This is a genomic window from Leisingera sp. ANG-M1 (assembly GCF_000813745.1).
In the GTDB taxonomy this organism is placed as follows: Bacteria; Pseudomonadota; Alphaproteobacteria; order Rhodobacterales; family Rhodobacteraceae; genus Leisingera.
This window is the reverse complement of sequence record NZ_JWLC01000014.1, coordinates 25,606-37,539: the sequence shown is the minus strand read 5'-3', so window position 1 is coordinate 37,539 and position 11,934 is coordinate 25,606. Positions and strand designations below refer to the sequence as shown.

The 11,934-nt window shown below is 61.3% G+C and carries 11 protein-coding genes; 6 read left to right on the top strand and 5 right to left on the bottom strand.

Going from position 1 to position 11,934, the window contains the following annotated elements; translation table 11 throughout:
- The first annotated feature begins 223 nt into the window (after window positions 1-223).
- On the top strand, window positions 224-1,351 hold the full coding sequence (gene prfB / locus RA19_RS12540; protein WP_039163062.1) for a peptide chain release factor 2: 1,128 nt from the start codon (window positions 224-226) through the stop codon (window positions 1,349-1,351).
- Between the two features lie 215 nt (window positions 1,352-1,566).
- The gene (locus tag RA19_RS12535) at window positions 1,567-2,337 is read left to right on the top strand and encodes a DUF2189 domain-containing protein (RefSeq protein ID WP_039163061.1); all 771 of its coding nucleotides are present in this window, start codon (window positions 1,567-1,569) and stop codon (window positions 2,335-2,337) included.
- Window positions 2,338-2,339: 2 nt separating this feature from the next.
- Here the strand turns inward: RA19_RS12535 and RA19_RS12530 are convergent, their stop codons facing one another.
- Entirely contained in the window at window positions 2,340-3,137 is a 798-nt protein-coding gene (locus RA19_RS12530) for a helix-turn-helix domain-containing protein (RefSeq protein ID WP_193748267.1), read from the bottom strand.
- Between the two features lie 68 nt (window positions 3,138-3,205).
- On the opposite strand from RA19_RS12530, the gene RA19_RS12525 reads away from it, so the two are divergent.
- Window positions 3,206-3,730: a cold shock domain-containing protein gene (locus RA19_RS12525; RefSeq protein ID WP_241479061.1), complete on the top strand. Its 525-nt coding sequence runs from the start codon at window positions 3,206-3,208 to the stop codon at window positions 3,728-3,730.
- 28 nt (window positions 3,731-3,758) lie between these two features.
- On the opposite strand, the gene ilvN is transcribed toward RA19_RS12525, so the two are convergent.
- Together ilvN and RA19_RS12515 are read right to left on the bottom strand one after the other, a co-directional pair.
- A complete protein-coding gene (gene ilvN, locus RA19_RS12520) occupies window positions 3,759-4,319 on the bottom strand; it encodes an acetolactate synthase small subunit (protein ID WP_039163055.1) in 561 nt (186 codons plus the stop codon).
- 66 nt (window positions 4,320-4,385) lie between these two features.
- Entirely contained in the window at window positions 4,386-6,137 is a 1,752-nt protein-coding gene (locus RA19_RS12515) for an acetolactate synthase 3 large subunit (protein WP_039163052.1), read from the bottom strand.
- Window positions 6,138-6,539: 402 nt separating this feature from the next.
- On the opposite strand from RA19_RS12515, the gene RA19_RS12510 reads away from it, so the two are divergent.
- Window positions 6,540-7,391: a HalD/BesD family halogenase gene (locus tag RA19_RS12510; protein WP_039163050.1), complete on the top strand. Its 852-nt coding sequence runs from the start codon at window positions 6,540-6,542 to the stop codon at window positions 7,389-7,391.
- Between the two features lie 83 nt (window positions 7,392-7,474).
- Window positions 7,475-8,449 carry a hypothetical protein gene (locus RA19_RS12505; RefSeq protein WP_152615755.1) on the top strand — a complete coding sequence of 325 codons (975 nt, stop codon included), beginning with the start codon at window positions 7,475-7,477 and terminating at the stop codon, window positions 8,447-8,449.
- A gap of 77 nt (window positions 8,450-8,526) precedes the next feature.
- On the opposite strand, the gene RA19_RS12500 is transcribed toward RA19_RS12505, so the two are convergent.
- Window positions 8,527-9,516 carry an MBL fold metallo-hydrolase gene (locus RA19_RS12500; RefSeq protein WP_039163046.1) on the bottom strand — a complete coding sequence of 330 codons (990 nt, stop codon included), beginning with the start codon at window positions 9,514-9,516 and terminating at the stop codon, window positions 8,527-8,529.
- 267 nt (window positions 9,517-9,783) lie between these two features.
- On the opposite strand from RA19_RS12500, the gene RA19_RS12495 reads away from it, so the two are divergent.
- A complete protein-coding gene (locus RA19_RS12495) occupies window positions 9,784-10,929 on the top strand; it encodes a lytic murein transglycosylase (protein WP_039163044.1) in 1,146 nt (381 codons plus the stop codon).
- Between the two features lie 3 nt (window positions 10,930-10,932).
- Here RA19_RS12495 and RA19_RS12490 read toward each other — a convergent pair whose 3' ends face one another.
- Window positions 10,933-11,901, bottom strand: a complete 969-nt coding sequence (locus RA19_RS12490) for a LuxR C-terminal-related transcriptional regulator (RefSeq protein ID WP_039163043.1) — start codon at window positions 11,899-11,901, stop codon at window positions 10,933-10,935.
- Window positions 11,902-11,934: the final 33 nt, after the last annotated feature.

Below are 11,934 nucleotides of genomic sequence, written 5' to 3'. Positions count from 1 at the left end.
CCAACTTCTTAAGCCGCCTCCGCGGGCAGCCGGTCTTGGACTTAGGAATAGAGAAGCGGCGTTAAGGCCCGGTTTTTCTTCCCCGGAAAATGCTCGGCATTTTAAATGCTGATTTGGCTGTGCCGGCGCAGGCCGGCGGCAGTCTGGCGGCTTGCCCGCAGCGCACGGGTGGTTTATCACCCGGGCCTGAGCTTTGATTGCCTCGATATTGCAAGGACACCCCATGCGCGCGGAAACCCAGAACATCGTGTCGGACATCGAAAAATCGCTGGAGCTGCTGGCTCAGCGGTTGAATTGGGAAACCGCGGAGTTCCGGCTGGAGGAATTCAACGCCCGTGTCGAGGACCCGAACCTGTGGGACGACCCGGAGGCGGCGCAGAAGCTGATGCGCGAGCGCCAGGCGCTGGTTGATTCCATCAATACTTACAAAGGCATCAAGCAGGACCTGTCCGACAACATCGAGCTTATTGAGCTGGGTGAGATGGAAGAGGACGAGGATGTCGTCAAAGACGCCGAAGAGGCGCTGGTTGCGCTGAAGGTCAAGGCGGCCGAGAAGGAGCTGGAAGCGCTGCTGGACGGCGAGGCCGATGCCAACGACACCTTCCTTGAGATCAACGCAGGCGCCGGCGGCACCGAGAGCTGCGACTGGGCGTCTATGCTGGCGCGGATGTATGTGCGCTGGGCCGAGAAGAAGGGCTACAAGGTCGAACTCCAGTCCGAAAGCGCGGGCGACGAGGCGGGCATCAAATCCGCGGCTTACAAGATTTCCGGCCACAACGCCTATGGCTGGCTGAAATCCGAAAGCGGTGTGCACCGTCTGGTGCGGATTTCACCCTATGACTCGGCGGCCAAGCGGCATACTTCGTTCAGCTCGGTCTGGGTCTATCCGGTGGTGGACGACAATATCGAGATCGACGTGAACCCCTCGGATATCCGTGTCGACACCTACCGCTCCTCGGGCGCGGGCGGCCAGCACGTGAACACCACCGACTCGGCGGTTCGGATCACCCACATCCCGACCGGTATCGTGGTGACCTCGTCCGAGAAGTCGCAGCACCAGAACCGGGATATCGCCATGAAGGCGCTGAAGTCGCGCCTTTACCAGCAGGAACTTGACCGCCGCAACGAAGCGATCAACGCAGCCCACGAGGCCAAGGGCGATGCCGGCTGGGGCAACCAGATCCGCTCCTACGTGCTGCAGCCCTATCAGATGGTGAAGGACCTGCGCACCAGTCACGAGACCTCCGACACCAAAGGCGTGCTGGACGGCGATCTGGACGGGTTTATGGCTGCAACCCTGGCATTGAACGTCTCGGGCAAGAGCCGGGCGGATGCGCAAAGCGAGGAATAATCCGGGCGCCGGCAGGCGCGGAGCAAGCGGGACTTGAAACGGGGCGGCCATTGAGGCTGCCCTTTTTTTCTGGGCTTGGCCGGACGAGGCCAGCACTCATAAACATGCATTCTCAAAACATTTTATTGCGGCGGTAATGCCGCTAGGGTCGAATGGCACATTTTTGATGCCGCTTTTCAAAGGACCTGAGCCTGGGCAGGGGAGGACAGACCGCCATGAACACCGAGAAGCCCTTTGGAGTGCCGCCGCTTCAGCCGGTCTCAGCCGGAATGCTGTTTGAGGCGCTGCGCCGGGGCTGGGCCGACTACCGGAGGAAGCCGGCCTACGGCTTGTTCTTTGCCGGCTTTTATGTGCTGGCGGGCTGGGCCATGGCCTGGGTGACTGTCCGGACCGGCACGACTTACTGGCTGGTGCTGGCCGCTATCGGCTTTCCTCTGATCGGGCCTTTTGCGGCAGTTGGCCTGTACGAGGTGTCGCACCGGCTGGAACAGGGCAGGGGCATTGCTGTGGGGCGGATCCTGGGGGTGGTGCTGCAGCAAAGCCGCCGCCAGCTGCCATCGATCTGCGCCATTATCATCGTTGTGTTTCTGTTCTGGTTCTTCCTGGGCCATATGATCTTTGCCCTGTTCCTGGGGCATGCCACGATGACCAATATCTCCAGCTCGGCCGAAGTGTTTCTGACCGCAAACGGGGTAACCATGCTGGCGGTGGGCACAGTTGTGGGCGCACTGTTTGCGCTGCTGCTGTATATGATCACGGTGATATCCCTGCCGCTGCTGCTGGACAGGGAAGTTGATTTTGTCACCGCAATGATCACCAGTTTCCAATATGTGCAGCAGAACTTCCCAGTGATGATCCTTTGGGCGGGGATGATTTCCGCGCTGACCTTTGCGGCACTGCTGCCCTGGTTCCTGGGTTTGTTTTTGGTGCTGCCGCTGCTGGGGCACGCCACCTGGCACATCTATCGCCAGGTTGCCGCTAAGTAGCGTCAGCGGAAGGGCTGATGAGTCTGCAGCAGGCGCCGGTGAAAAGGCAACAACGCCTCCTCCTCGGCAAACCCGGCGCTGCGGGCTGCGTCCAGCACCTGTTTGGTATCCCGGCCCAGATGCTCATAAACCATACGCGTGACCCGTTCGCCGGTTTCGCTTTCGCGGACGGTTCGGGCCACGTAGCCGGACCAGAAATTGTTCTCCAGCGACGCCACCCTGGCCAGGTAGTTGAAGGAATAGGTCATCGCCTTGCGCCGGGCGATCACAAAAGCGACACCGTCTTCATGGCCGCTGACATAGCCGCGGAATTCGCGCACGCCCGGAGTGGCGGACAGCCCCTGGCTGTACATTGCCTCCTTGGCCTCGAACCCCTTGATATAAGTGACGCCGTCATCCCGGAACACGTAGACAAGGCCGATGACGAACTTTTCGTCATTGATGAAACTGCGGCGGGTGAACCGGTAAAACCCAGACGGGAAAAACTCCTCGCTCAGCTGCTGCACGCCGCGGCCCAGGAAGTCGGCCAGAAAAGCGCCGTTTACAACCTTGCCGGCCTTGGACAGCTTTTCCACCGGGTCCAGCAGAATGCGGGCGTCCACGTCGAAGAAACGGCAGATCCGGTCCAGCACGTCAGGGCGCGGAAAGCTCTCCCCTGAGAGGTAGCGGTTGAATTGGGTCCGGTTGATGCCCAGTTGGCGCGATAATTCAGAAACCGACGGGTATTGGTGTGAAAGCTGACGCAAATTGGCGCCAAACATGTTCCTAAGATCAGCTGGCGAGCGGCTTTGGCTGGTCATGTCTACCCCTGGCTGGTTGGCAATTTGCGGCCTTTTTACGCCGCCTTCCGGCTGATTATGCCAGTATCGTGCAACAAGCCCTCAGCAACTGTCTCGGTCGGGCGTCAGATGTGGCGCTAAATCACGTCAGCAAGCTAGCCAAACTGACACAAAATGCAATAGGCCGGCACGGATTTTATCATGTTGGCTTCACTTCAATTGTTCCAGAATTGGTAAGCGGCAATGCGAGGACTGGTATGATTGGAGTCGTTTTATGGAGTGATGAATCCCTGAACAAAGCCGTTATCTGGTGCGATGATCAGGGAGACCTTGCTTTTTACACAAACAAGGCAGGGGATGGTTTCCAGGAGCTGAATCCTGGAGACTGGGTTGAATTCGATTTAACCTTGAGCGGTAATTTCAGGATTGCGGAAAATCTCTCGGTGCTGCTGGAACAAGGCAGCCCCGATCTGGCGGACCGGTTGTGTGCGGCAGCGGATGGCGGTTGTGCTCCGGCTGCAGGCCCGCAGGCCAGCGGCACCGTGGTTCCATTTCCGCTGCAGGCAGCAAAAAAGCGGCGCGCATCCGCACCGCTTCAGGCAAGCCAGGGATAAAGCCGCCCCCTCAGGGGCGGCAGTCAGATCAGTTGCCGCGCAGCAGTGCGGCGACCCCGGTGCGGGCGATCTCGGTCAAACCGAGCGGGCGCATCAGATCTGCAAAAGCGTCGATTTTGTCCGGCGCGCCGGTGATCTCGAAAACAAAGCTGTTCAGGGTGCTGTCGACCACATTGGCGCGGAAAATATCCGCCAGCCGCAGCGCCTCGACGCGTTTTTCGCCTTCGCCAGCCACTTTCAGAATTGCCAGTTCGCGCTCGACCGCATCGCCTTCGACGGTCAGGTCATGCACGTCATGCACCGAAACGATCCGGCCCAGCTGCGCCTTGATCTGCTCGATCACCTGCGGGGTGCCGGTGGTGACGATGGTGATGCGTGACAAGTGGCCAGTGTGGTCGACCTCGGCCACGGTCAGGCTTTCGATGTTGTAGCCGCGGCCCGAGAACAGCCCGATGACGCGGGCCAGAACCCCGGGTTCGTTTTCCACCAGAACTGCAATTGTGTGCCGCTCCTGCACGTCCGAAAAGGTCGGACGCAGGTTGTAAGCTGAGTGGCGGGGGGGGCCTTTTTTGATGTGTAGGGCAGACATTTAAGTCCCTTTCCTGAAATCGGGGCAGGGCGGATCCGCCCTGCAATATCCTGTTCCTAAACCGGCTTACACCAGCACTGCGCCGCCGGCCTGGATGACGCCCTGCGTCTCGGCCTCGCCCAGCAGCATCTCGTTATGCGCCTTGCCCGAGGGGATCATCGGGAAGCAGTTCTCATGCTTCTCGACCAGGCAGTCGAAGATAACCGGGCCATCATATTCGATCATTTCCATGATCGCATCATCCAGATCCGCAGGATCGCTGACGCAAATGCCTTTGGCGCCGAAAGCTTCGGCGAGCTTCACAAAGTCAGGCAGCGCTTCGGACCAGGAGTGGCTGTAGCGCTCGCCGTGCAGCAGCTCCTGCCACTGGCGCACCATGCCGAGGCGCTCGTTGTTCAGGATGAACTGCTTCACCGGCAGGCGGAACTGCACCGCGGTGCCCATCTCCTGCATATTCATCAGCCAGGAGGCCTCGCCGGCCACGTTGATCACCAGCGCGTCCGGATGCGCCATCTGCACCCCGATCGAGGCCGGGAAGCCATAGCCCATGGTGCCGAGGCCACCGGAGGTCATCCAGCGGTTCGGATCTTCAAAGCCCAGGTACTGCGCTGCCCACATCTGGTGCTGGCCGACCTCGGTGGTGACATAGCGGTCGTGGCCCTTGGTCAGCTCCTCCAGGCGCTGCAGGGCGTATTGCGGCTTGATGGTCTTTTCCGAGTTCTTGAAAGCCAGGCAGTTGACCGCGCGCCAGTCGTCGATCTGGGCGTGCCACTTGGTCAGCGCCTCGCGGTTCACCTTGCGGCCGCGTGCTTTCCAGACCTTCAGCACGTCTTCCAGAACATGGGCCACGTCGCCAACGATCGGAATATCAACGCGGATCACCTTGTTGATCGAGGAGGGGTCGATGTCGATGTGCGCCTTTTTCGAATTCGGGCTGAAGGCGTCCAGACGGCCGGTGATGCGGTCATCAAAACGGGCGCCGATGTTGATCATCAGGTCGCAGCCGTGCATTGCCAGGTTGGCCTCGTAAAGGCCGTGCATGCCCAGCATGCCGATCCAGTTCTTGCCTGAGGCCGGGTAAGCGCCAAGGCCCATCAGGGTGGAGGTGACCGGGATGCCGGTGGCATCGACCAGCTCGCGCAGCAGCTGGCTGGCTGCATTGCCGGAGTTGATGACGCCGCCTCCGGTGTAGAAAACCGGGCGTTCTGCGGCTTCGATGGCGGCGACCAGCTCAGTGATCTCCTCCATGTCGCCCTTGACTTGCGGCTGGTAGTGGGAGGCTGCCGGTTTCGGGCCGGTGTACTCGCCGGTGGCAAACTGCACGTCCTTCGGGATGTCGATCAGCACCGGGCCGGGGCGGCCGGAGGTGGCGACATGGAAGGCTTCATGCAGGGTGCCCGCCAGGCTGTCGGTGTCCTTGACCAGCCAGTTGTGCTTGGTGCAGGGGCGGGTGATGCCAACGGTGTCGGCCTCCTGGAAGGCGTCCGAGCCGATCATAAAGGTCGGCACCTGGCCGGTCAGAACCACCAGCGGGATCGAGTCCAAAAGCGCGTCGGTCAGGCCGGTCACCGCATTGGTGGCGCCGGGGCCGGAGGTCACCAGCACAACGCCGGGCTTGCCGGTCGAGCGGGCATAGCCCTCGGCGGCGTGCACCGCGCCCTGTTCATGGCGCACCAGCACGTGGCGGATGTCATTTTGCAGAAAGATCTCGTCATAAATCGGCAGCACGGCGCCGCCTGGGTATCCGAAGACTACGTCCACACCCTGATCCTTCAGGGCTTGGACAACCATCTTTGCGCCGGTCATTTCACGTGTCATCTGCTTTTTGCTCCAATTGGCGGCATCGTCCGTTTCGCATAAAAAAAGCCCCCGATTTCAGGTCGGAGGCGCATGGGTTCGATTATGGTCTACCGTCACCGGCCCATGCGCTTGGTTCCTACGATTACGACTAGTGCGCTCACGTCACTGGCTCCTTTTTGCGTTGCAGCGGACATTATGAGGGCTGGACAGGGGCGTCAACAGGGAAAGGTGTCTAAAAAGCACCCTTCGGGGACATTTTCTTGCTCAAACCCCGGGGTGCGGCGAAATTTCCGCGAAATTGGCCCGTCACAGAGTTGCGAAATCGTTCAAAACCGGCATCTGCCTGTCCCGTTTGTGTCAGATCAGCGCCCTTTCCGCGGGCAAGCTCTCCCAAAAAGAGTTTACAGGGAAGGATATTGAATGGCGCATCTGACGGACTTGGTGGACTTGGGGCGCTACCCGATCGACAGGCCCAGCTCCAAAGCCTATGAGCGGCTGATCTCGGACTTGCAGAGGGAGCTGGAGGCAGATGGCTGTGCTGTGCTGCCCGGGTTTGTTCATGCCGAAGGGGTCGCCAGGCTGGCAGCAGAGGCCGACGAGGTTGCAAAACACGGACACAAATCCTTCAGCCGCACCAACGCCTATTTCAGCAAGGACGATCCAACGCTGCCGGAAACCCACCCGGTGCGGCAGTTCTATGACCGCTCCAACGCGTTTATTCCCGCGGACAATTTCGGTGCAGGCAGCCCATTGCGGGCGATCTATGAGTTCGAGGGGTTCATGCCGTTTATCCGCACAGCCCTCGGGGAGCCCGAGGACAGGTTCTTCCGCTATGATGATCCGCTGGCGGATGTGATCATCAATATGGTGGAGGAGGGGCAGGGCTTCCCCTGGCATTTCGACACCAACAATTACACGGTGACCCTGGCCATCCAGAACGGCGAAGCTGGCGGCGATTTCGAATATGTGCCGATGCTGCGCACTCCAACGGAAGAAAACTACAGCGGCGTGGAGCGGGTGCTGGCCGGCAATTCGCCGATGGTGCGCAAGCTGGTGCTGCAGCCCGGCGACCTGCAGATCTTCCGCGGGCGGTATTCGCTGCACCGGGTGGCCCCGGTGGAAGGGCCCCGCAAGCGGTATGTCGGCATATTTTCCTTTGTTGAAAAAGAGGGCATGTGCGGCGGGGTGGAGCGCACCAAGCAGCTCTATGGCCGGGTTCTGCCGCGCCATTATGAACGGGAAGGTCTGCGCGCAGATGCGCTCAGGGATTGAGGGGACGGGCCTGCTGCGTCACTGGACGCACCGCCGCCGTTCGGGCTATGCATTTGAAGGACCCCGTTTCAGGAAAATCATTCGTGCCAAAAGTCATTATTCATTTGCGAGGCCAGCACGCATCTGAAGATCTGTCGCGCCAGTTCCTGGAGCTTTACGGGTACATCGTCCGGATGCTTGATTCCTGCGGTATCGAGGCCGAGACACGGGTGATGGACCATGACGTCAGGACCGGCACCCGTAATACCGGCGACCGGCGTTTTGAGGACGGCAACCTGCATATTTTTGACGACCGTCACTTGCAGATGCCCAATGTCCTGAACGGGTCCATGGCTTATCTGCCAGGGTTCTGGCATTTGGCGCCGCAGGGTGTCCGCTGCTACAGCCCGATTGCGGAAAAGCCGTTCCGGGAGAACATGATCCCTTACAAATATGCTGCGCAGTTCTATGGCAAGCTCAAGACCAAGTGGAAGGACGGGCGCCAGTCGCGCTACAACCAGTCGCGGGACAGCACGCGCTTGCCGAAGGATGCAATTTCTGTGTTCTTCCAGGGCAATTACCCGCGCGAGGTCAAGGCGACCAGCTTCACCGATATCAGTATGCTGCGGGATGTTCTGGAAGGGGCAGGCAGCCATCCGGTGGTGGTCAAGCCGCACCCTCTGCTTGCAGATGTCGGGACAATGGTTGAACTGGCGGAAATCATGGAGCAGGACGGCCGCATCACTCTGACCGATGCCAATATCCACGATATTCTTGCGGTCAGCTGCGCTACGGTGTCGGTGAACTCGTCCGTGGCGGTTGAGGGATTCCTGCATCGCACGCCGGCCATTCTCTACGGACGTTCCGATTTTCACCACATGGCCGAAACCGTAACGGGCCCCGGCCAGTTTGCGGCGGCCCTGGAACGGGCGCAGACCCGCACCGGCGGCTATGCGCAGTTCATGACCTGGTATTTCCGGAACAATTGCCTGGAGATCGGCGCCGCCAATCTTGAGCAAAGGATCTGGGAAATCTTCACCGAGGCGGGATTCCCGAAGGAGAGGTTCACCGCAGGCTGAGCCGCAGCCAGTTGCAAAACCGGACGCCCCGGGAGGCGCCCGGTCTGCCGGGCACAGGCTTGCGGCAACGCCGAGGATTAGTCCGTCAGCGCATTGTGCCCGAAATAGAGGAACTCCTTGTTCATGCCCTGCACCTCTGCCGCCGCCAGGGTGAGCGAGGCGCTATCCAGCATCTTGAAGCTTTTCTGGTCCTGCACCCAAGTATCCGCCGGCTGCAGGGTCGATAGCGTGTAGGTCGTCGTCTCGGACAGGTAGTGAGTTGGGATCACCACCTTCGGATTGATCCGCTCGACCAGCGCGTTGGCCTGCTCATAGGACAGGATGTGCTCGGATGCGTCCACCGGCAGGGTCAGCACATCGATGCGGCCGATGGCGTCCCAGAAACCGTCCGCTGGATCCGGCCGGTTGTCACCCCAGATCAAGGTGCGGATGCCGCCGGTTTCCACCACATAGGTCACCATATCCATGTGCCCGGGGTTGTTGGGCGGGCAGGCGTCAACGCCGAATTCGGCCAGCGCGTCGGTCCAGGGGTACCAGCCCGGCGCCACACAGGCGTGTTTGTCGGCGTAACCGGTGATTTTTAGGTCGGCGAATTCAAAGGTGCCGACCATCCGGTCCAGCACCATGGTCGACTGGGGCCGGTCGATGGCGTCGTGGTCGAAGTGGGTGTGGGTGGACATGGTGATGTCGACCAGGGTTTCGGGGAACTTCTGCTTGAACCACAGCCCCCAGGCGCCGGAGGGGTCGTCGCGCCACGGGTCGAACAGAATCGAGGCACCGCCGGGGGAGGTGATCTTGATTGCGCAGTGGCCGTAGAAGTCGATCTTCACCTCGCCATCAGCAAAGGCAGACATGTTCTGCAGGTCGATCACGTGGTTGTTGTTGCCGGGCTGCAGCCAGTCGGTGGATTGCGCCTGGGCGCTGGTGGAGCCAAGCAGGCTGGCCGCCGAGCCCACGCCCGCGGCACCTGCCGCTGCAAAGAAACTGCGCCGCGACAGGCCCGGTGCCAGATCGTCCTTGCGCCCGTCCAGCCGGGCCGGTTTCAGGTTCTTCTTTTGCTCGTCCATTGTTCGGGTCTCCCTGTTTTTGGTTCTGGCCGCCCTGCGGGGCAGCGCTGCAAACAGGCTAGGCAGCGAAAGCGCTGAGGGGTGCCCCGGAAGATTATGGGGGGAATATGGGGGCTCTCCCCATAATGGCTGTAAAAACCGCAGCGGCGGGTCCTTGCTGCGGAGGAATTCCCGGCCTTGGCGCGGGGCGCGCTTTCTGGCAGCCTGAATGGCAACGGACCCTGGGAGAACCGGGGCAAATCAGAACTCACCAGAACGGGCAGCGGCATGAGCATCACACGGCGGCATTTTGGATTTGGCCTCGCAGCATTGGGCCTGACGGCCTGCAGCAGCACGGTGCCATCAAGCGGCAGTTCCGGCTCGCCCGGCCTGCCGGCAGACCTGCGGCCCGCACCGAACGCAGGCTATGACGCATGGGTGGCGGCATTCCGGAGCCGCGCTGAGGCCAGGGGCATATCCTCCGCGACCCTGCGTGCGGCATTCCGGGGGGCGGGCTATTTGCCGGGGGTCGTCAAACGCGACCGCAACCAGACCGAATTCAAGCGCACACTTGAGGATTACCTGTCGATTGCGGTGTCCGACGAACGGCTCAGCAAAGGCCGCGCCGCCTTTGCCCACCATGGCGCAACCCTGCGCGCGCTGGAGCACACTTATGGCGTTGATGCGGAAATCATCTGTGCGGTCTGGGGGCTGGAGAGCTTCTATGGCGAGCGCCGCGGCAATGTGCCGGTGATCTCCGCGACCTCGACGCTGGCTTATGACGGGCGGCGCGGTGCGTTTTTCGAGAAACAGCTGCTGGCGGCGCTGCGGATCCTGCAGAACGGTGATATTACCCCTGCGCGGATGACCGGCAGCTGGGCGGGGGCAATGGGGCATACGCAGTTCATTCCGACCTCCTACCAGGCCTATGCGGTGGATTTCACCGGCGACGGACGCCGCGATATCTGGTCGGAAGATCCTTCGGACGCGCTGGCTTCGACAGCGGCCTATCTGCAAAGGAACGGCTGGGCCCGCGGTGTGAAATGGGGTGGCGAGGCCGGAGCGCCGGGCACCCCCGGCGGCCGCAGCCTGCAGCCGCAAGAAGGCGGGCCGGTGTTCATCGTCACCGGCAACTTCAATGCCATCAAGCGTTACAACAACTCGGACTCCTACGCGATCGGGGTGGGCCATCTGGCCGACCGTATCGCCGGCGGCGGACCGCTGCGTGCCAGCTTTCCGCCGGACAAATACGGGCTGACCAAGGACGACCGCATCCTGCTGCAGAAACGCCTGACTGCCCGCGGTTTTGACACCGGCGGTGCCGATGGGGTGCTGGGGCCGAAAAGCCGGGCGGCTATCGGCGCTTATCAGTCCAGCCGCGGATTGCCCGCAACGGGCGAGCCGTCGAAGGCGCTGCTTGACAGCCTGAACTAACGGCTACTCCGCTGAACTCAGCGCAATCAGGTGCTGTCGCAGGTTTTCGCGGCGGCTGAGGCCCAGTTTCTGGCGGATGTTGTTGCGGTGAAAGTCGATGGTGCTGGTCTCGCGGCCCAAGGTGGCGGCAATTTCCTTGGTGGTGCGGCCCATCATGATCAGCTGCATGATCTCAGTCTCAGCCGGCGTCAGCTGCTCCAGCGTTTCCGTCAGCTTGGACGACAGGGCTGAGGTGATGTTCTTGAGGTTGTCCTCGATCATCATAAGATAGGCGCTCTGCAGCTCCCGGTCCGCGTCCAGATGGCGGAGCTTGGCGATGTAGGGCAGCACCATCCCCTTGATCTGCTGCACGATCTGCTGCTCGGTCTCGTGGCGGGAGGCCTCGACATTGTCGATCAGCACCCGCAGCGCGGTATTGGCATCCTCCAGCGCCTTGGTGCGGCGTTTGATGGTGTCCTCGCGGGCACGCACGGTCTCGCGCAGCGCGGCCTGGGCCTGTTTGCGCTGGGCGACTTCCAAGAGCAGCGCCAGATCGCCCTCGACCACCCGGCAGAACTCCTGCAGGCCCTTGCGGAACATCAGCGCGCGCTTGTTGCGCCGGGTGTCGAGCACGCAGATGGTGCCGTAAACCTCTCCATCAGGCCATTTGATCGGGTAGCCGATGTAAAAGGACATGGCGTGCTCCATATCCTCGTTGTCCTGCCAGCGGGGTTCGCACTGGGCGTCCTCGACCACCAGCTCGCCGTCGTTTTCAAAGACGCCGAAGCAATAGAGCTTTTCGTTCAAGTGGTATTTGCGGCCCGGGTAGTAGGGGTTGCCTTCGGCGGAGTTCGAGACCTTCACCCGGTGATCCTTGTCCACCGTTGCCATGATCAGCGCGGCCGGCACATCGGTCAGCTCTGCCACCAGATCCACCACCCGCTGCCATTTGGCCTGGGTTTCCGGCGGGATCGGGGGCTTTGCGAATGTCATGGCGCGTCTCCTTGGCCCGGGAAGCTAGGGCAG